Below are 17,978 nucleotides of genomic sequence, written 5' to 3' on the forward strand. Positions count from 1 at the left end.
CTCCACGCCGGGCACCGGCGGCACGAACGCGTACGACCCGGTGGCCAGCACCAGCTCTCGACCATCTGGCTGAAGGTCTGCTCCCGTTCCTCCGAGGTGGTCTTCTCGCCGGTCTTGATGTGGTCGCTGACGGTCAGCACGGTCAGCGCGCGGGCCTTGAACCGGGCGGCGATCGTGTAGAGCGCCGCCGACTCCATCTCCACCGCCAGCACCCCGTAGTCGGCGAGCGTGTCGTAGAGGTCCGGCCGGTCGGTGTAGAAGGCGTCCGCCGCCAGGATCGGCCCGACGTGCATGGTGATGCCGCGCCGCTCAGCCACCTCGACCGATGTACGCAGCAGCCCGAAGTCGGCCACCGGGGCGTAGTCGATCAGACCGTCGAAGCGCATCCGGTTCATGTTCGAGTCGGTGGACGACCCGATCGCGGCCACCACGTCGCGCAGTTGGAGGTCGGTGCTCAGGGCGCCACAGGAGCCGACCCGGATCAGCGTCTTCACGCCGTACTCGTTGATCAGCTCGTGGGCGTAGATGGAGGCCGACGGCATGCCCATGCCGGAGCCCTGGACGGAAACCTCGACGCCGTTCCAGCGGCCGGTGAAGCCCAGCATGCCCCGGACCGTCGAGTAACAGGTGGCGCCCTCGAGGTAGGTCTCTGCGATCCACTTGGCCCGCAGGGGGTCGCCCGGCATCAGGACCCGCTCGGCGATCTCGCCCGGCTTCGCGCCGATGTGCGTACTCATGGCAAAGATCCTGCCAGGCCGGCTCGGGTGATACCGGTTCGGCGTCGGAACCGGCGGTCCTGTACCCTCGTCGGCGGTGGCGTGTCCGAGCGGCCTAAGGAGCACGCCTCGAAAGCGTGTGAGGGTTAACGCCCTCCGAGGGTTCAAATCCCTCCGCCACCGCTCTTGAAATGCAGAAACGCCCGGTCGATCCGCGAGGATCGGCCGGGCGTTTTCGCTTTCAGAGCTGCTGCTGGCCGCCGTCGACGAAGAGCTCGCCGCCGGTCATGAAGCTGCTCTGGTCCGAGGCGAGGAAGAGCGCGGCGTTGGCGATCTCGTCCGGATGGGCCATCCGGCGCATGGGCACACCCGAGGCGATGGCCTGCAGCAGCCCGGGGGCCTCCTCGGGGCTGGGCGCCAGGCCCGCGACGCCCGGGGTTTTGGTTGGGCCGGGGATCAGGGTGTTGACCCGGATGTTCCGGCCGACCAGTTCGGCGGCCCAGGCGCGGCCGAACGAGCGGACGGCGGCCTTGGAGGCGGAGTAGACGCTGAAGGCTGGGGTGCCGTTGACCGCGGCCGTCGAGCCGGACAGCACGATTGAGGCGCCCTCGTTGAGCAGGGGCAGGGCCTTCTGCACGGTGAAGAGGGTGCCGCGGACGTTGGTGTCGAAGGTGTTCGCGATGTGCTCGACCGTGATCGAGCCGAGCGGAAGGAACTCCCCGCCGCCGGCGTTGGCGAACACCACGTCCAGCCCTGCGCCCCGGGCCTCGATCGCCCGCATGACCCGGTCCAGGTCGTCGAGGTTGCTGACGTCGCTGGCGACGCCGGTGGCGTTGGCGCCGATGCTGGTCACTGCCTCGTCCAGCGGACCCTTGCGCCGGCCCGTGATGAAGACGTACGCGCCTTCGGCGGCGAAGCGGCGGGCGGCGGCCAGGCCGATGCCCGTGGTGCCTCCGGTGATGAGGGCGGTCTTGCCGTCAAGCTGTCCCACGATGGATCTCCTCAGGTTGGGGTGCGGTTGGTCCGGCCGGTTGTCGTGTTGGCCGGTGGTCAATGGGTGGCGGGGGTGGTGGCGAAGCTCGGCAGGAGAGTGGCCAACTCGCGCCACTGCGGCAGGGGCAGCGCCGGCCGATCCGGGTCGTCGGGCCGCAGCACGTGGAGGGCGACGTGGTCCGCGCCCGCGTCCAGGTGCTCCCGGATGCGCGTCGCCACCGCGTCCAGGTCGCCCCAGGCGACCAGGGCGTCGATCAGGCGGTCGCTGCCGCCGGGGACCAGGTCGTCGTCGGTGAATCCGAGGCGTGCCAGGTTGGCCCGGTACGTGGGGAAGCCGATGAACATCCCGATTCCCGCCCGGGCGGCGGCGCGCGCCCGGTCCGGGTCCTCGTCGAGGACGACAGCCAGGTGCGGCGCGACCAGCGGCTGTGCCCCGACGCGCTTTCGCTGGGTCGCCGTGTAGTCCGGAGTGACGAGAAATGGATGCCAGCCGGCTGTTCGATCGGCTGCCAGGTCCGCCATCCTCGGCCCGAGCGCGCCGAGGATGCGCCGCTCGACAGGGACCGGCTGGGGCGCGCTGTCCAGGGCGTCCAGCCAGCGGTCCATCGACTCCACCGGTCGGCCGTAGTCCTGGCCCGCCTGGGCGGCGGAGTGGGCGTTGCTCACCCCGAAGCCGAGAACCGCCCGGGGCCCGTGCGCGGCGTCCAGCGCGGCCAGCCGGTCACCCAGGGCAACCGGGTCCTGGCCCCAGATCGCCAGCACTCCCAGCGCGACCGTGGCGTGCGGTGCGGCCGTCAGTAGGTGCCCGACGTCGTCGACGGCCCCGCCGCCGTCCAGGCCGGGCACCCACAGTGCCCGGAAGCCCCGCTCGTCAAGTTCGGTCGCCGCTTCCCGAACGGTCGGGTTGGCGGCGCCCCGCAGCTCCATGCTCCAGAGCCCGACCGCGGGCAGCGAGGTGTTCAGTCGAGTCGTCACGCCGTCCTCCAAATTGTGTACCGAGCGGTACTGATATGACCATAGCAACCCCTGACCTGGCCCGCAAATTTCTGTACCGACCGGTTGCGTCACGGGTAGCATGGATCGTGGGAGGTGGTGGGCCGTGCCGCAGCGAGGGCGACCACGGGGTTTCGACGCCGACGAGGCGCTGGAACGCGCGGTGGAGGTGTTCTGGCGTCAGGGGTACGAGGGCGCATCGGTGAGTGACCTCACCGCCGCGATGGGGATCAACAAACCCAGCCTCTACGCCGCGTACGGCGGCAAGGAGGAGCTCTTCCGCAAGGTCGTGGCCCGCTACACCGAACAGGACATGGGGTACGCGCGGGACGCATTCGCCCAGCCGACCGCGTACGAGGTCGTCGCCACCCTGTTGCGCGAGAACGTGCTCGCCGTGACCCGGCCCGACCGTCCGGCTGGTTGCCTGTCGATCCAGGGCGGCACCGCCTGCTCCACCGACAACGCGCCGATCGCCGGGTTCCTCGCCGCCAGCCGCCTGGCCGGCGAAGGCGCCCTTGCCGACCGGTTCGCCCGCGCCGTCGCCGAAGGCGACCTACCCGCGCACGCCGACCCGGCCGCGCTCGCCCGCTTCGTCATGATCGTCACCGAAGGGCAGTCGGTGCACGCGGCCGCGGGGGTCAGCAGGGGCGACCTGCAACAGGCGGCAGAGATCGCGCTTGCCGGTTTCGCCGCCGCGTCCGGGGCACGGCTGCCCGAGCAGGCCACCCACACGGCGTGAGTCCGGCGACGGGCGATCACCGTTTGAGGAGCTCCGTCACCCCGTCGAGCAGCCGTTGCAGGCCGAATTCGAACAGGCTGTCGACGTTGAGGTCGATGGCCGACCGGGCGAGCCGGGCCATGTGTGGAAACTCGCCGGCCACGAACAGCGCGGTCAGCAGGTCGGCCTGGGTCGCCATCCACTCGTCGTCGGTGAGGCCGGTGTCCTGTTCCGCCTCGGCCCCCTGCTGCAGGTTTACCGCCGTGCCGCGAACGTGGTTGGCCAGCGCGACCACCAGGTGCAGCTGGGTGTGCTCGTCCAGGCCATGCCCGGCGAGGGCGCGCAGAGCCCACTCCGTGTGCGCGACTGCGTGCGGTGCCATCAGCGGGCGGGTCAGCGAGATGACCTGAGCCAGCCAGGGATGCCGCCGGTAGATCGACCACTGAAGTTGGCAGAGCAACTCCAGTTGGGCTCGCCATCCTGGCGGGAACGTGTGGGGCAGCCGATGCGCGGCGAAGGCCGCGTCCGCCATCAGCAGCAGAAGCTGCTCCTTGCCGCGAATCTGCCGGTACAGCGACATGGTCGGCACGTTCAACTCGGTCGCTATGCGCCTCATGCTCAGCGCCGCCAACCCCTCGGCGTCGGCGATCTCCGTGGCGGTCCGCACCACCTGGTCGCGGGTCACCCCTCGGGCGGGCCCTCGCCGGCCGTCGGCCCGTGCGCCCCGACCGGGCGTGGTCGGCTCCGAGCCGGTCACCATCATGCCGACACCAGGCACCGCGCGGACCAGGTCCTCCTGCCGAAGCACGGTGAGGGCACGGCTGGCGGTCGCCATGGCGACCCCCCACTCCCGGACGATCTGCCGGGTGGACGGCACCCGGTCGCCGGGACTCAACTCGCCTGCGGTGATGCGCTGCCGCAACTCCCCGACGATGCGCAGATATGGGGGAGTGGACTCGTCGATCTCCGTCACGGGGCCTCCCGCCGGTCGTGAAGTGACCGTAGCGCACTAGAGCGCCAATCGCCGTCCCCTCGATGCTCGTAGGTCTGCTGGTAAGGCGTACTAGAGCTCCCTGGCCGATTGGTTGCCAGGTCGGCATGCTCGCCCCAGCCCGGTGCGTACGCCGTACCGGTTTCGACGAAAGGGGAAAAATCATGGCCAGGAACCCGTACCCCCGGTGGGTCTTCGCGTTAGGCGCCGTCGCGCTCCTTGCGCCAGCGATGGTCGTCGGCCCGGCCGCGGCGGCCGCCGACCGGCGGAGCGCGGCCGTCGTCCGGACCGACCAGGGCGCGGTGCGCGGCACCGTCTCGGCGGACCACCGGTCGTTCCAGGGCATCCCGTACGCGCGTCCGCCGCTGGGCGCGCTGCGCTGGGCCCCGCCGCAACCGGGCCCGGTCTGGACCGGCATCCGCGACGCGACCCAGCCGGGTGCCGCCTGCGCCCAACTTCAGGGGCTACCGATGGACCGGCCCTCGGAGTCCGAGGACTGCCTCCACCTGAACGTCACCACCCCACGCACCGCCGCTCGAACGCCCCGACCGGTGATGGTGTGGCTGCACGGCGGGGACTTCCGGTTCGGTAGTGGTGACGGGTACGGCGGGCAGCGGCTGGCGGCCGGTGGCGACGTCATCGTCGTCACGGTGAACTACCGGCTCGGCGCGCTCGGCTTCCTGGCGCATCCGGCGCTCGCTGGTCCGGGCGGGTCTACTGGCAACTTCGGGTTGCAGGATCAGCAGGCGGCGCTGCGCTGGGTGCGGCGCAACGCGGCGGCCTTCGGCGGTGACCCGGGCAACGTCACCCTGTTCGGCCAGTCCGCCGGGGCGACCAGCGTCTGCGCACAGCTCGCCGCGCCGGCGTCGGCCGGCCTGTTCCATCGGGTGATCATCCAGAGCAACTCGTGCGCCAATCCAATTCAGTCCCGGACTGAGGCGGTCGAGGCGGCCGAGGAGTTTGCCCGTGGGGTCGGCTGCACCGATCCGGGCACTGTCGTCGCCTGCCTGCGCGGGCGTGACCCCGCCCGGCTCATCGAGACGGCCGGCTATCCGGGTGCCGGTGTCGACCTCGGCCCGGTCGTCGACGGCCAACCCCTGCCGGTGGACCCGGCAGACGCGCTGGCCACCGGGCGACTGCATCCGGTGCCGGTGTTGACCGGGATGAACCGGGACGAGTCCCGGCTCCTGGTGTGGGGCATGGAACGCAGTGGGTTGAACTGCCCGCAGCCGCCGGAGCCGGGGCAGGAGCCCGAGTCGTGCCCGCTCACTGATGACCAGTACCGCGAGCAGGTACGTGCCATGTTCGGCGACCGGGCGGAGGAGGTGCTGGCCCGCTACCCGCGCGAGCACCGGCACTCCGCCAGCGAGACGTTGGGTGCCGTGCTGACCGATCACGACTACGCCGAGCCGGTCTACTCCGCCGCCTTGGCGTTCGCTCGGCGGGTGCCGACGTTCGTGTACGAGTTCGCCGACGAGGATGCGCCGTTCTTCACCGAGGGGCCCGAGCCGACCTTCCGCACCGGCGCATACCACTGCGCTGAACTGCCGTACCTGTTCACGGTCAACTACGCCGAGACGCTCACGCCGACCCAGCGGCGGCTCTCCGACGACATGGTCCGCACCTGGAGCGACTTCGCCCGGACGGGTCGGGCGGGCTGGCCCCGACTGCGCAGCGACGCTCCGTACGTGCGGGTGTTCGCCGGTGGCGGAGGAACGGGTACGACGGATTTCGCGGCGGCCCACTCGTACGACTTCTGGCGGTCGTTCCGTCGCTGATGCCGTCGTCTGCGCGGGCGACGAGTGGGTCGGCCCTCGGTGGACCGGCCCGCTCACCGGCTCGGGTCGTTCAGGAAGGTGAGCACGGCGGCGACCCGGCGGTGCACGTCGGTGTCGGGCGGAAGGTCGAGCTTGGTGAAGATGTTTCCGATGTGCTTGCTCACCGCGCGCTCGGTGATCACGAGTTGGGCGGCGATGCCCGTGTTGGTGCTGCCTCCGGCCATCAGCGCGAGCACCTCGCGTTCGCGTGGGGTGAGGTTGGCAAGCGGGCTGCGCCGGGCGGCGACGAGTTGAGCCACGACCTGCGGGTCCAGCACGGTGCCGCCAGCGGCGACCCGACGCAACGCGTCGAGGAACTCCCCGACCCGGGACACCCGGTCCTTGAGTAGGTAACCGACGGCACCTCGCCCGTCGGCGAGCAGTTCGGTTGCGTAGGCACGCTCCACGTACTGGGACAGCAGCAGCACCGGCAGCCCCGGGTGTTGTCGGCGGGCGGTCAACGCGGTCCGCAGCCCTTCATCGCGGAACGTCGGCGGCAGTCGGATGTCCAAGATGGCGACGTCCGGTCGCTGCCGGTCAATCGCCGCAATGATGTCGTCCGGTGCGTCCACCGCAGCCGTCACCTCGAAGCCGGCGGTGCTGAGCAGCAGGTTGAGCCCTTCCTGGAGCAGGACGTTGTCTTCGGCGATCAGGACGCGCACGGCAACTCCACCCGCAGCACCGTCGGACCGCCGATCGGGCTGCTCAGCTCGACCCTGCCGTCCAGCGCGGCGACCCGGCGCCGGATGCCAGTCAGGCCGGTGCCGGTCGATGACTGCGCGCCGCCGACGCCGTCGTCGGTCACGTTGACCACCAGTTGGCCCGCCCGGTGCTCCACCCGCAGGTCACCACCGGTCGCCCTACTGTGTCGGGCGATGTTGGCCAGCGCCTCCGCAACGACGAAGTAGGCGGCGCTCTCCAGCGCGGCCGGTAGTCGTTGCAGCGGGGTGACCCGGACCGTGAGCGGCACCGGACAGTCGGCGGCGAGCGCGTGCACCGCACCTGGCAGCCCTCGGTCGGCGAGAATCGGCGGGTAGATGCCCCGCACCACAGCGCGCAGCTCGGTCAGCGCGGCCTCGACGCTCGTCCGCGCCCGGTCTATCAGCTGGTCCGCCAGCGCCGGGTCGGTGGCCCGTTGACTCTGAGCGACGCCGAGGTGGATGGCGATCGCCACCAACCGTGCCTGGGTGCCATCGTGCAGGTCGCGCTCGATCCGCCGCAGCTCGGCCGCGTGGGCGTCGAGTGCGCCGGCCCGGGTGGCGGTGAGTTCCGTGACCCGGCGCTCCAACCGGCTCAGAGGCGACGGCGCGAACGACGCCCGCGCGGCCAGCGCGTACGCCACGGCGAAGGCCGGGACGACCCACCGGAGGAGCGTCAGCGCGGCGAGCGCGAGCAGGGGTGGCACCAGCAGGGCCTCGACCCAGCTCGTGATCGGGACGACGAAGGTGAGCGGCGCCTCGACCGGCACGGCCCACCACATCAGCGGCACGATCAGCCCACCCAGCGCGAGTAGCCAGAGCAGCAGCACCCCGGCCGCGAGCGGAACCCCGGCGATGGCGTGCACGGTCAGCCAGGCGGCACTCCGGTAGGTGGCCGGATCACCCGCGGCGGCACACAGTCGGGCAGCCGGGGATCCAGCCGGTGCCCGAGGCATGGCCGTTACCGGCGTGACCAGCAGCCGGTCGGCGCGGCGTCGCTCCAATTCGGCGAGCGACCCGAGGACGCGCACGGCTGAGGGCAGCAGCGCGACGCCGACCAGGACGAGGCTCAACCCAAGTGCCCCAGCCAGCGCGCCGATCGCGACCGCCGACGCGACCGCGGTGGCCCCGCCGGTCACCAGGTACGTCGTCGCCAACCATGCCCGCCGCATCGTCATATTCTCCGTCCGCGATGGCGGCGGGGGCAGTGTAGCCAGCCACACCATTGATCGGGGTCTCTGCTCCCTCGTGGGTCCGCCCGGCCGTCCCTAGCGTCGTTGGAATGAGAACACCGACACGACGAAGGCGGCGTTTCGGCGCGCTCGCGGGGATTGTCATGCTCACCCTCGGCGGCGCGACAGCGCCGGCCGCCGCCCGCCCACCCGGGCCCGCGTGCTCCAGCCTGCCAGCGACGACGGCCGCGCTGCACGATCTGACCGCCACCCACCGGCTGGTCGGCGCGGCCATCGAGGTGTACGGACCCAGTTGCGGCCGTTGGTCCGACGCCAGCGGCCGGGCTGACCTACGAACGGGCCGACCGATCCGGGTCGACGAACGGATCAGGATCGGCAGCTCGACCAAGACGTTCACCGCGACAGTGGTGCTGCAACTCGTCGCCGAGGGCCGTCTCGGCCTGGACGCCCCCATCGAGAGATACCTGCCGGGCCTGGTCCGAGGCGACGGGTACGACGGCCGGCGGATCACCGTCCGCGATCTGCTGCGGCACACGAGTGGCCTGCCTGACCACGTCGATGCGCTGGACTGGGACCGGGTGGACCGATGGCGATATCGGCACTTTCCGCCGACGGAGCTGGTCGCGATGGCGTTGGCCCAGCCGCCACCCGACACGAGCTGGCACTACTCGACCACCAACTACGTCCTCGCCGGCCTGATCGTCGAGCGGGTCACCGGCCGCGACATCGGCGTGGAAATCTCTCGGCGGATCATCGGGCGGTTGGGCCTGGGCGATACCTACTGGCCCGGCGACTCGGTGCGGATCCGGGGGGCTCATCCGCGCGGCTACGCGTTGAGCGCGGCCGAACAGCGGCGAGATGTCACCGAGTTCAACATGTCGTTCGGCGGGGCTGGTGGGGCGCTGGTCTCGACCCTCGCCGACCAGAACCGGTTCTTCGCCGCGCTGCTCGGCGGTCAACTGCTGGACCCGATCCGCCTCGCCGAGATGACCCGGACCGTGCCGACCGATCCGGACCGGCTCTGGCCCGGTGCCCGATATGGGCTCGGGATCATCTCGACGCCGCTGGCCGGCTGTGACGGAGCCCTGTACTGGGGGCACGGTGGGACGACTCCGGGCTTCCGCACTCTGGGCGGTGTCACCGCCGACGGTCGACGCGCACAACTCGTCGTGAACGACGAACCGGCGTCGTACGAGAGCTGGCTGGCGATGTCCACGACCCTGCACACCGCCCTGTGTGAGGCCCGGTGAGCCACCGCCGGACGCACTCACCGACGACAAAGGAGACGAAGATGACCTGGAATGGTGGGATCACCAGCGCGATGAGGACGATGGCGGTGCTGACCGCCGTTGGAGTCACCGTCAGCGTCGGGAGCGCCGCCGTCGCCGGCTCGGCGCGGGTCGATGCCGACGGCCTGAGCAGCTACGAGCGACAACGCCTGCACTGGCACACCTGTCAGCGGGGTGCGGCCGACCAGGCCGGTGCGGAGCTGGACCGGGCTGGCGCGACCTGCACCGAGCTGACCGTGCCGCTGGATTACGCCCGCCCGGGTGGCAGCACCATCACCCTCGCGCTGTCCCGGCTGGCGGCGACCGACACCACGCGCCGGGTCGGCGTCCTGCTGCTGAACACCGGCGGTCCCGGTGCGCCGGCGATGTCGGATGTCCTGCCGATACGACAGTGGATGGGCGACGTCGGGGCGAGGTTCGACCTGGTCGGGTTGGATCCCCGGTTCGTCGGTCGCAGCACCCCACTGAACTGCGGCTGGCCGACCGGCACCTGGACCCGCTCGGCCGGGCCGGACCAGGCCACATTCGACCGGCTGACCACGTTCGAACGGGATCTGGCGGTCCGGTGTGCCCGGCGGAATGCGAGTGTCCTGCCGCACGTCACCACCCGAAACACGGCCCGTGACATGGACCTCCTCCGGGCCGTGCTCGGCGAGCAGAAGCTGTCCTACCTCGGCTACTCCTACGGCACATACCTCGGTGCGGTCTACACCCAGATGTTCCCAGAGCGCGCGGATCGGGTCGTCCTGGACAGCGCGGTGGACCCGGCGAGCTACGGCGCGAGGGTGCTGCGCGAGGCCGGGCCCGCGAACGAAATAGCACTGCGCGACTGGGCGGACTGGGCGGCTCGCCACCATGACCGGTACGGCCTGGGCAGCTCCGGCCAGCAGGTGCTGGCCGTCGTGGACGGGATCTTCGCCGCCGCGACCCGCCGCCCGCTGCGGGTGGGCTCCTACCGGGTCGACCGGCAGTCGCTGCCGTACCTGCTGCTCAACCGGCTCAGCGACGACCGGGAGGAGACCCAGGCCGACCTCGCCGAGACGGTCCAGGTGCTTCGGCAGGCCGCGACGTCGGGCTCGGCGACACCCACCGCGTCATTGGCCGACACGCTGTCGTTTCTGCTGACCGGTGCCGAGTCGCCAACGGGCAGCGTGCAGGCCGCGATCCTCTGTGGGGATGTGCCGGTGCCCCGCGATCCAGGGGACTACTGGCGGGATATCCGTCAGCATCGGACCAGTGAGCCCCGGTTCGGGGAGTTCACCAGGGCGATCAGCCCGTGCGCGTTCTGGCCGCAGCAGCCACGGGAGCGGCCGATCGTGCTGCAGAACGCTGTGCCCGCCCTGATCGTGCAGTCCACCGGGGACACCCGCACGATCTACAGGTCCGGCCAGGCAATGCACCGGGCGCTCACCGGCTCTCGGCTGCTCACCCTGCACGATGCTCGAATCCATGGTGTCTTCGGCAACTACGGCAACGGGTGCGTGGACGGTGTGGTCATCGCCTATCTCGCCGACGGGAAGTTGCCGGCCAACGACCTCGACTGCGTCGGCACCAAATCCCCTTGATCAGTCTGCGCCGGTCAGCACGGGCCCGCACCCTCGTCGAATAGGCGGCGGGCCCAGTCGGCGTACCCGGCGATGGTTTTTCGGACGGTGCGCCCGTCGTGCAGGAAGAGGTACGCGCGGTCGCCGCTGCGGGCGAGCAGCCCGTCGAGGCGGTGTGTCCCCTGTGGAGCATGAAGTCGCGTGACCTGCGGATAGCGGGCCCAGACCTGGTCGACGGGTGAGCCCGTCGTTATGCCCTCCGGTGTCCGCATCGGGTCCCCGACCCAGAGCAGCACCAGTTTGTCCTCCACGAAGACCGGGCTGGTCGTGTCGTGGCCGGCGAGCATCGGCCCGCAGGCGTCCAGGTCGGTACGCAGGATGCCCCGGCGGGTCAGCTCGTCCTCGGTGGCACCGAACTCGATGTTGCGCAGGCCGTTCAGGTCGATGATCTCCACGCTGCCGGCGGGCCGGCCGTCCGGGATTGGCCCGGTTGGCGGTACGCCGCTGCCAGCGATCGAGGCAGCCGTCATCAGCATGGCAATAAACGCAAATTGTCGCAATTTCATGGAATCCCCCACTCCACAACGGGACGGGAGCCCTCAGGTTGCTGCCGGTCGCCGGATTACTGGTTTTCCCACTGCTCGACCAGCTCATCCCAGTAATCGGCGCTGAGTCGACGTCGCCCGTGCGCCAGCCAACCGTCGGTGTTCCGCTCCAGGTGTAACCCCAGTTCGGCGAACGGGTCGATCCACGATCCCGGCTCGACACCGAGCCGGGTCAGCGCCGTGTTGATCGGCCACTGCTCGCGCGGCGCGTCCAACACGTCGTCGAAGTGTGGACCCCAGGACAGCGCCCCACCCAGCCACACCGCCGCCGACTGGTAGCCGGCCCCACCGCCGAACTCCGCCTCCAGGTACGCCACCGGCCCCAGCTCTGACCACCGGGCCAGCAACTCGACCAGCGGCGGCGACAACACCAGGCCGAACGGATGCTCGGCACTCCGGTCGTCCGTCGCGAAATCCGGCAGCGACCCGGTCAGCTCCACCACCAACTGCGGGGTGACCGGCAGCAGCGCGAAATCCTGGCGCAGCTCACCGAGGACCGCGTGATCCAGCTCGACCGCCTGCTCGCGGAGCAGCTCGGCGTCAGCGACCACCGCGCTGAGCTGGTAACCCATCGAACCCTCCGTCGTCCACAGCCTGTGGATAGAACATGTGTACGACGGGATCCCGGGGTCGCCGGCGTCGATCCCCGGACCGTACCCGTCGAGCGGTGGCGGGACTGCCCAGTCCTGCTCAGCGGACGGGCACGGGTAGCGGGGCGTCATCGCCCAGCCGTGGTTCGGTTCCCTGCCGGGACCGGTTGTACCGTCGCCTGCATGGCTGATCGACTGACCGTCCCCGGAATGCCGTCTCCGCTCGCGCCCTCGTCCCCGGGGCTCTGGCGGGTCGATGAGGAGACCGGCTCCGTGACGGTGTCGGCGCAACCGCGAACGGACATCTTCATCGACCCAAGCGGCGGCTCCGTCACCGCGGGCGACAGCACCGCGGGCGACAGCACCGCGGGCGAGAACACCGCGCCGAGCCCGGAGCCCATCCTCAACGCGGCGACGCTGCTCGGCGACCTGCCGCCGGAGGGCGACTTCCAGTTCAGCGCCCGGGTCACCGTGGCCTTCGGCGCGACCTTCGACGCCGGGGTGCTCCTGGTCTGGCGCGACGAGCGGTGCTGGGGCAAGTTGTGCTTCGAGTTCTCGCCTGAGGGTGAGCCCATGATTGTGTCCGTCATCTGCCGGGGTGTTGCCGATGACGCGAACGCCTTCGTCGTAGCCGACCGGTCGGTGTGGCTGCGGGTCTCGCGAATCGGCCGGGTCTACGCCTACCACGCCTCACTCGACGGCAGGACCTGGCAGTTGATCCGCGTGTTCGGTTTCGATGGCGAGACGTCGCGTGACCGGATCGGCTTCGCGGGCCAGTCACCGACCGGCGAGGGGTGCAGCGCGACGTTTGACGAGATCCACTTCCGACCCGCACGCCTCGCCGACCTCCGCGACGGCTCCTGACAACGACGATCTCCAGGCGCTGGCGCGACCACCGGCGGGCTGATGACCCACCGGACCTCCGCCGTCCACAGCCTGTGGATAGAACATGTGTACGACGGATTCCGAGCTGGCCGGCGTCGATCTACGGGTCTCGGTCAGTCCCGCCCGGCGAGCTGGGTGACGAACGCGCGCCAGGCTGCGGGCGCGAAGGTCAGCGCCGGGCCGCTCGGGTCCTTGGAATCCCGTACGCCGACGACGACGTTGGGGAGGTTGTCGGCGACCTCGACACATGCGCCGCCGTTGCCGCTGCTGTGGCTGCTCTTGCGCCACCGGGCGCCGTTCAGCTCCATGTCTCCGCCACTTCCGTGATAGAGATCGACCGACTGCCAGTGGGACAGCGCCTCGCCGCGCACGTTCTCCCATGCCGCCATCATGGCCGCGATGTCCTCGGGGTCGCTAGCCACTTGTCCCTGGAGTTGATTGTCGAGATAGCGCTTCCTCTCCTGGGCCCGCGCTCGCGGCTGATGAAAGGTCAGGGCCGCCAGATCACGACGGCGACCTCGCGTCGCCGCTCGGCGAAGCGGCCTTCTCGTGCCGTGGCGGACAAGAGGCCGCGCAGATCCGCCTCGAAGACGGGGAGTCGGTCGGCGAACAAATGCGGAGCCGAGCTGGACAGGGAGAAAACCGCCGAGGCGATCTCGTCCACAGAGCGCTCCTCGATCATGCCTCCGTCGACCTCGACTCTGATGGGACCGGTAAAGCCGGCGTCCCGCATGACCACCTCTTCGCCGGTGGGTAGGCCGGCGGGCAACCATCCCTGCCCGGCCCGGCGGACCGGTCCCAGATAGGAGGCGACCAGGTCGTCGATCTGCCGCCAGGGCGGCCGGGGGTACGGCAGTGGGGCGTCGTCGGCCACACCCTGGTGAGTGTTGGCGTGGACCTGGACCCAGGCCCCGTCGGGCGCGAGCATGTCGCGGACGCGCCGGGCCACGTGCGGTCGATCCATCCAGTGGAACGACTGGGCGAACGCGGCCACCCGGAATGTGCCCAGGTCGGCGGGCAGGGCCTCGGCGCGTAGGTGCTGCCACTCGACGTTGGTCGCTCCGAACTCGGCTGCTCTGCGCCGCGCCTCGACCAGCATGTCCTGGTCAGCGTCGACGCCCACCGCCACCTCGAACAGGGGCGCGAGCAACAGCGTCAAGGATCCGGGCCCACACCCGACGTCGAGGAGCCGGCCGGTGCCGTCGAGGTCGAGTGCGGTGGCGATCGCGTCGGCGAGGCTGGGCGGGTAGGGCCGGCGACCGACGCTGTAATGGCCGGCGCTGCCCGCGTACAACGTCTCGTCCCACTCCCACGTTGTGTCCGCCATGGTCTCGATGAGACCACAGGATCGTGCGGGGACAACCGCGAAGTCTCTGGTGGACGGTCGGCACATGTTAATCTCCCTCAGCTAAGCATGATCACCTTGAGCGACCGAGGGGACGCATGGCAGCCAACGTTCCACCCACCGGAGGCCTGCTGGACCCGGGCGGCGCCATGGAGCGGCTGGCGGATTGGAAAGGCCGTCTCGACCAGTTGTCGGCCGCCACCGATGCGATGAGCGACCGGATCCAGGAATTGCGGGTGACGCTTGCCGACGACAACGGGCTGGTGGAGGTCACTGTCGACTCCGTGGGCGCGTTGGTCGATCTGCGGCTGACTCAGCGGATTCAACGGGTCGCACCCGACGTCGTTGCCAGAGCGATCATGAGCACGATCGGTGTTGCCAAGCGGCAGCTCGCGGATCGTTCTCAGGAGATCATCGGCGACACGCTGGGGACCGAGTCGGCGGCGGCACGCGCCATCGCCGAGCGTGTCGGGCAGCAGTTGCGTGATGCCGATCCCGCGGTGGACGTGCCGGACGAGCAGCACGGCCGATGGTGAGCTAGGTGAGCGACGGGTTCGAGGTCGACGCCGAACAGATCCGCCAGCACGCGCGCAACATCGAAGCGTTGCGCGCCCGCTTCAGCGCGGTCAAGAACGCCAGTGCCCACATCGCCCAGGACGACGCGGCGTACGGGCTGTTGTGTGGGTGGATCTCGGGCATCCTGGAAGGTCGACACAACCGCCAGGATGAGTTGATCACCTATGTCGAGGAGAACCTGTCCCTGGTGGTCAAAGGGTTGGGGACGACCGCCGACAACTACGACAGCGCCGACGGCGACGCCGACACCACGATCCGCAAGGTCGGCAGCCAGTTGGACGCGGTGTCATGAGCGAGGCGTCGCTGATCGCCGGCGTGCAGTCGACCCACAAGCCGTGGACCGGCGCGGCCGCGGCCGACAGCTTCCAAGGTCTGGTCGACGCTATCCACAGCGAGGGCTGGGTCGACGATCTCCTGGCCGGTGCGGCGTTCGGCGTCGAGGCCGTCGCGACGGTGCTGGATCCCCTCAGCGCCCTGCTCGCCAACGGGCTGGGCTGGGCGATGGAGTATTTCGAGCCGTTGCGCCAGGTCCTCGACGAGCTCACCGGCATGCCGGACGTGGTCGCTTCGCACGCTGCCACCTGGGACAACATGGCCGCCGAGTTGGAGAGCATGGCCACCGATCTGAGGTCATCCCTCGGTGCGGACCTGCCGAGTTGGCAGGGCAAGGCGGCCACGGCGTACCAGGGCGTGATGGCACACAACGTGACGGCGATCGACGGGCTGAGCGGTATCTCCGCTGCGATGGCCGCGGCCACCCAGGCGGCAGGGAACCTGGTGGCGTTCACCCGTGATGTCGTCCGCGATCTCATTGCCGACCTGGTGGCGCGCGTGATCGTGTGGGCCGTGGAGGCGATCTTCGTCATCACGATCCCGCTGATCGCCGCGCAGATCGTGGCGGCCGTGGTCAAGTGGGCCGGACGCATCCTCACGTACGTCGCCGCACTGATCTCCAGCCTGACCAACCTCTCCAAGCTGCTGAACGGCTAGCCCTCGACGATGGCGAAACCCAAGACACCCCCCGGCGGGCACGGCGACGGCGGCACGCCGTCGCGCCCGGGTGACGGTGATGGCGACGGCGGCGTTCCGGGCCAGCGACGTCGCAGTTCCAGCGAGGTTCCCGAGAACGTCGGCAGGGCTCAGGAGGTAACCGCCGAGGAGGCGCGACTGGGTCGCCCCGGTGGGGATTCCAGCACGTCTCCGGGCCGCCCCTCCGGCGGCGACGACGGATACCAGAGCCCCCAGCCCGGCACCCCCGAGTACGACCGCCGGGTGGAGGAACTCGCCGCCGACCCGGCGCACAACGGCAACATCAGCGCGAAGTCCCGGATCGAGGCCGAGGTCGGGCTCGCGGCAGAGGCGGATGGCAAGATCCCGGGGCCGATTCGCCGGGCCGAGCTCGACAACTCGGATCCGGCATTCCAGAAGGATCAGGGAGAATTCTTCGACTCCAATGGTGAGAACTGGGACGTCAAGTCGCCCAATGATTTGTTCCCGGCAGGGCGGCGGGCCGGTGAGCCGATGCCCGAGGGTATGAAGGGCCGGTACGATGGCGACGAGTTCGAGCAGAAACTTGCCGACGAGGTGGCTGGTGGGCAGAACGTCATTCTCAACACCAGGAGCCTGTCGCCGAGTGCGTTGGCCGACCTCAGGACGCGGGTCGCTGATCGACCGGAGTGGGACGGCAAGGTGGTGTTCGACAATGAGTAGATACAAGCGAAGCGGCGCCGACGTGATCCGCTGGCCGGACAACCCGGACGCCCGGGAAGCGCTTGAGGAATGGTTGGCCGCTGCACCAGGCACGACGTACCTGTCGGGTGATTTTCTCGATTTTCGTGGTGCCGATCTCAGCCGTCTCGACCTGCTTGGCGCCTATCTTGCCAATTCTCATCTGGTCGGCGTCCGGTTCGAGGAGGCCAACCTCGGCGACGCCAACCTGAATAACGCCGAGATGCAGGGCTCCGATTTCTCCTTCGCCGACCTGGCCAAGGCGGAAATGGTCGGCAGTTCGGCCAGGAAAGCGCTGTTCCGCTCGGCGCGGCTGTTCTCGGTGCAGCTCGACGATGCCGTTCTGGCAGGAGCCGATCTCAGCCACGCCATTCTCAACTCTGCCAAGCTCTACAAAACCGATCTGCGCGACGCCAATCTGGAATTCGCGAGCCTGCGGTGGTGCACGCTGGGCGGCGCGAGCATGCCCGCGGTGCTGAGTGGCGCGAAAATGCACGGCTGCCAGTTCGAAGGTGCGAAGGGGGCCGTCGTCGGCCCGGTCTTCGTCGACAAGGACGCGACCCGGTCCCTCGGTGGCGCCGAACTTGAGGCGTGGCTCTCGGCGCAGGGCGCCGAGAGCGTCCAGGTCGTGGGCTGACGCCACCGTGCAGACGACTCAGGGCCGGTCCCAGTGGGGCCGGCCCTGTCGTTCGTGCTGCTTAGGCGAGCGGAGGATACGAGATTCGAACTCGTGAGGGTGTAAACCCAACACGCTTTCTGCTCGGCCCCATACGCGCTCGATCGGGCCGGTTCGCCACCTAGGTCAACTCGACCGGCCGTTCGTCTACAGTCGCCCCCGCACGTTCACGAACGAGACGACAAGTGAGACGAGGGCAGGACGGCGGCCGATCATCCTGATCTAGAAGGCTGCCCAGCAGGGTCAGTCAGGGCAGCACGAGCCGGGTGCCCAGACGTAAGTCCACGACGGGCCGGTGCCGGCGAGACCGAGGAACGGCTGGTCGAGCACGTCGACGTCCGCGGCGGCGGGCCGAATGATGACGTCATCTATGAGTACCCGCGGAGCCACCACTGGACAGCCAGGTGAACACGAGCACCGGATTGGCACGAAGCAGCGATTGATCAGCCGTTACGGCAAGAGGCAGTGGAACGTTCGGTTCCTTCATGCACCGCTCGCTTGCTCCCATGACCGCCGACCGGGACAGTGATCATTATGTCCGAGCCCAGTGAATGTGGTGGCGCCATCGAACCGGGGCAATCGTCGCGCGCCGAACTACCAAACTACGGGCATCGGGCTTTA

General features: G+C 69.7%; 20 protein-coding genes and 1 tRNA gene. 11 read left to right on the top strand and 10 right to left on the bottom strand.

The window, feature by feature from the left end:
• The coding region (deoD, locus tag ABZT18_RS23220) for a purine-nucleoside phosphorylase (protein ID WP_355252497.1) at positions 1-737 on the bottom strand (737 nt) is incomplete at its 3' end.
• Positions 738-812: 75 nt separating this feature from the next.
• Between deoD and ABZT18_RS23225 the strand changes: the two genes are divergently transcribed.
• Positions 813-899: transfer RNA gene (locus tag ABZT18_RS23225), tRNA-Ser, on the top strand.
• Positions 900-957: 58 nt separating this feature from the next.
• Here ABZT18_RS23225 and ABZT18_RS23230 read toward each other — a convergent pair.
• Both ABZT18_RS23230 and ABZT18_RS23235 read right to left on the bottom strand, forming a co-directional pair.
• On the bottom strand, positions 958-1,707 hold the full coding sequence (locus ABZT18_RS23230) for an SDR family oxidoreductase (protein ID WP_354994679.1): 750 nt from the start codon (positions 1,705-1,707) through the stop codon (positions 958-960).
• Positions 1,708-1,766: 59 nt separating this feature from the next.
• Complete coding sequence (locus ABZT18_RS23235) at positions 1,767-2,684, bottom strand: TIGR03620 family F420-dependent LLM class oxidoreductase (RefSeq protein WP_354994678.1); 918 nt, start codon at positions 2,682-2,684, stop codon at positions 1,767-1,769.
• Between the two features lie 124 nt (positions 2,685-2,808).
• Here ABZT18_RS23235 and ABZT18_RS23240 point away from each other — a divergent pair, with 124 nt between their 5' ends.
• Positions 2,809-3,441: a TetR/AcrR family transcriptional regulator gene (locus tag ABZT18_RS23240; RefSeq protein WP_354994677.1), complete on the top strand. Its 633-nt coding sequence runs from the start codon at positions 2,809-2,811 to the stop codon at positions 3,439-3,441.
• Positions 3,442-3,457: 16 nt separating this feature from the next.
• Here ABZT18_RS23240 and ABZT18_RS23245 read toward each other — a convergent pair whose 3' ends face one another.
• Positions 3,458-4,393: a TetR/AcrR family transcriptional regulator C-terminal domain-containing protein gene (locus tag ABZT18_RS23245; RefSeq protein ID WP_354994676.1), complete on the bottom strand. Its 936-nt coding sequence runs from the start codon at positions 4,391-4,393 to the stop codon at positions 3,458-3,460.
• Positions 4,394-4,575: 182 nt separating this feature from the next.
• On the opposite strand from ABZT18_RS23245, the gene ABZT18_RS23250 reads away from it, so the two are divergent.
• A complete protein-coding gene (locus tag ABZT18_RS23250) occupies positions 4,576-6,189 on the top strand; it encodes a carboxylesterase family protein (protein WP_354994675.1) in 1,614 nt (537 codons plus the stop codon).
• Between the two features lie 53 nt (positions 6,190-6,242).
• Here the strand turns inward: ABZT18_RS23250 and ABZT18_RS23255 are convergent, their stop codons facing one another.
• Positions 6,243-6,890 carry a response regulator transcription factor gene (locus tag ABZT18_RS23255; protein ID WP_354994674.1) on the bottom strand — a complete coding sequence of 216 codons (648 nt, stop codon included), beginning with the start codon at positions 6,888-6,890 and terminating at the stop codon, positions 6,243-6,245.
• Positions 6,878-8,098: a sensor domain-containing protein gene (locus tag ABZT18_RS23260; protein ID WP_354994673.1), complete on the bottom strand. Its 1,221-nt coding sequence runs from the start codon at positions 8,096-8,098 to the stop codon at positions 6,878-6,880. The genes ABZT18_RS23255 and ABZT18_RS23260 overlap by 13 nt, the downstream gene beginning before the upstream one ends.
• 110 nt (positions 8,099-8,208) lie before the next feature.
• Here ABZT18_RS23260 and ABZT18_RS23265 point away from each other — a divergent pair, with 110 nt between their 5' ends.
• Together ABZT18_RS23265 and ABZT18_RS23270 are read left to right on the top strand one after the other, a co-directional pair.
• The gene (locus ABZT18_RS23265) at positions 8,209-9,369 is read left to right on the top strand and encodes a serine hydrolase domain-containing protein (protein ID WP_354994672.1); all 1,161 of its coding nucleotides are present in this window, start codon (positions 8,209-8,211) and stop codon (positions 9,367-9,369) included.
• Between the two features lie 41 nt (positions 9,370-9,410).
• Positions 9,411-10,973 carry an alpha/beta hydrolase gene (locus ABZT18_RS23270; RefSeq protein ID WP_354994671.1) on the top strand — a complete coding sequence of 521 codons (1,563 nt, stop codon included), beginning with the start codon at positions 9,411-9,413 and terminating at the stop codon, positions 10,971-10,973.
• A 14-nt stretch (positions 10,974-10,987) separates the two neighbouring features.
• On the opposite strand, the gene ABZT18_RS23275 is transcribed toward ABZT18_RS23270, so the two are convergent.
• Together ABZT18_RS23275 and ABZT18_RS23280 are read right to left on the bottom strand one after the other, a co-directional pair.
• Entirely contained in the window at positions 10,988-11,482 is a 495-nt protein-coding gene (locus tag ABZT18_RS23275) for a hypothetical protein (protein WP_354994702.1), read from the bottom strand.
• A gap of 92 nt (positions 11,483-11,574) precedes the next feature.
• The gene (locus ABZT18_RS23280; RefSeq protein ID WP_354994670.1) at positions 11,575-12,129 is read right to left on the bottom strand and encodes a hypothetical protein; all 555 of its coding nucleotides are present in this window, start codon (positions 12,127-12,129) and stop codon (positions 11,575-11,577) included.
• 201 nt (positions 12,130-12,330) lie between these two features.
• Between ABZT18_RS23280 and ABZT18_RS23285 the strand changes: the two genes are divergently transcribed.
• Complete coding sequence (locus tag ABZT18_RS23285; RefSeq protein WP_355252500.1) at positions 12,331-13,011, top strand: DUF1349 domain-containing protein; 681 nt, start codon at positions 12,331-12,333, stop codon at positions 13,009-13,011.
• A gap of 134 nt (positions 13,012-13,145) precedes the next feature.
• Here the strand turns inward: ABZT18_RS23285 and ABZT18_RS23290 are convergent, their stop codons facing one another.
• The gene (locus ABZT18_RS23290) at positions 13,146-13,340 is read right to left on the bottom strand and encodes a DUF397 domain-containing protein (protein ID WP_354994701.1); all 195 of its coding nucleotides are present in this window, start codon (positions 13,338-13,340) and stop codon (positions 13,146-13,148) included.
• A 182-nt stretch (positions 13,341-13,522) separates the two neighbouring features.
• Complete coding sequence (locus ABZT18_RS23295) at positions 13,523-14,359, bottom strand: class I SAM-dependent methyltransferase (protein WP_354994668.1); 837 nt, start codon at positions 14,357-14,359, stop codon at positions 13,523-13,525.
• Positions 14,360-14,475: 116 nt separating this feature from the next.
• Here ABZT18_RS23295 and ABZT18_RS23300 point away from each other — a divergent pair, with 116 nt between their 5' ends.
• From ABZT18_RS23300 to ABZT18_RS23320, 5 genes are read left to right on the top strand one after another with little or no spacing between them, the layout of a single operon-like run.
• Positions 14,476-14,913 carry a YbaB/EbfC family nucleoid-associated protein gene (locus ABZT18_RS23300; protein WP_354994667.1) on the top strand — a complete coding sequence of 146 codons (438 nt, stop codon included), beginning with the start codon at positions 14,476-14,478 and terminating at the stop codon, positions 14,911-14,913.
• Positions 14,914-14,918: 5 nt separating this feature from the next.
• Entirely contained in the window at positions 14,919-15,245 is a 327-nt protein-coding gene (locus tag ABZT18_RS23305) for a type VII secretion target (protein ID WP_354994666.1), read from the top strand.
• A complete protein-coding gene (locus ABZT18_RS23310; RefSeq protein ID WP_354994665.1) occupies positions 15,242-15,943 on the top strand; it encodes a WXG100 family type VII secretion target in 702 nt (233 codons plus the stop codon). The genes ABZT18_RS23305 and ABZT18_RS23310 overlap by 4 nt, the downstream gene beginning before the upstream one ends.
• 9 nt (positions 15,944-15,952) lie before the next feature.
• Positions 15,953-16,663 (top strand): hypothetical protein, encoded by a 711-nt coding sequence (locus ABZT18_RS23315; RefSeq protein WP_354994664.1) that lies wholly within the window; start codon positions 15,953-15,955, stop codon positions 16,661-16,663.
• On the top strand, positions 16,656-17,318 hold the full coding sequence (locus ABZT18_RS23320; protein WP_354994663.1) for a pentapeptide repeat-containing protein: 663 nt from the start codon (positions 16,656-16,658) through the stop codon (positions 17,316-17,318). Before ABZT18_RS23315 ends, ABZT18_RS23320 begins: the two co-directional genes overlap by 8 nt.
• Positions 17,319-17,978 lie beyond the last annotated feature (660 nt).

The organism is Micromonospora sp. NPDC005291, assembly GCF_040607415.1.
In the GTDB taxonomy this organism is placed as follows: domain Bacteria; phylum Actinomycetota; class Actinomycetes; order Mycobacteriales; family Micromonosporaceae; genus Micromonospora.

Coding starts and splice junctions, on each gene's coding strand:
- ABZT18_RS23290 (WP_354994701.1), bottom strand. CDS start 13,340: ATGGAGCTGAACGGCGCCCGGTGGCGCAAGAGCAGCCACAGCAGCGGC.
- ABZT18_RS23310 (WP_354994665.1), top strand. CDS start 15,242: ATGAGCGAGGCGTCGCTGATCGCCGGCGTGCAGTCGACCCACAAGCCG.
- ABZT18_RS23285 (WP_355252500.1), top strand. CDS start 12,331: ATGGCTGATCGACTGACCGTCCCCGGAATGCCGTCTCCGCTCGCGCCC.
- ABZT18_RS23260 (WP_354994673.1), bottom strand. CDS start 8,098: ATGCGGCGGGCATGGTTGGCGACGACGTACCTGGTGACCGGCGGGGCC.
- ABZT18_RS23265 (WP_354994672.1), top strand. CDS start 8,209: ATGAGAACACCGACACGACGAAGGCGGCGTTTCGGCGCGCTCGCGGGG.
- ABZT18_RS23300 (WP_354994667.1), top strand. CDS start 14,476: ATGGCAGCCAACGTTCCACCCACCGGAGGCCTGCTGGACCCGGGCGGC.
- ABZT18_RS23275 (WP_354994702.1), bottom strand. CDS start 11,482: ATGACGGCTGCCTCGATCGCTGGCAGCGGCGTACCGCCAACCGGGCCA.
- ABZT18_RS23270 (WP_354994671.1), top strand. CDS start 9,411: ATGACCTGGAATGGTGGGATCACCAGCGCGATGAGGACGATGGCGGTG.
- ABZT18_RS23250 (WP_354994675.1), top strand. CDS start 4,576: ATGGCCAGGAACCCGTACCCCCGGTGGGTCTTCGCGTTAGGCGCCGTC.
- ABZT18_RS23280 (WP_354994670.1), bottom strand. CDS start 12,129: ATGGGTTACCAGCTCAGCGCGGTGGTCGCTGACGCCGAGCTGCTCCGC.
- ABZT18_RS23315 (WP_354994664.1), top strand. CDS start 15,953: ATGGCGAAACCCAAGACACCCCCCGGCGGGCACGGCGACGGCGGCACG.
- ABZT18_RS23320 (WP_354994663.1), top strand. CDS start 16,656: ATGAGTAGATACAAGCGAAGCGGCGCCGACGTGATCCGCTGGCCGGAC.
- ABZT18_RS23295 (WP_354994668.1), bottom strand. CDS start 14,359: ATGGCGGACACAACGTGGGAGTGGGACGAGACGTTGTACGCGGGCAGC.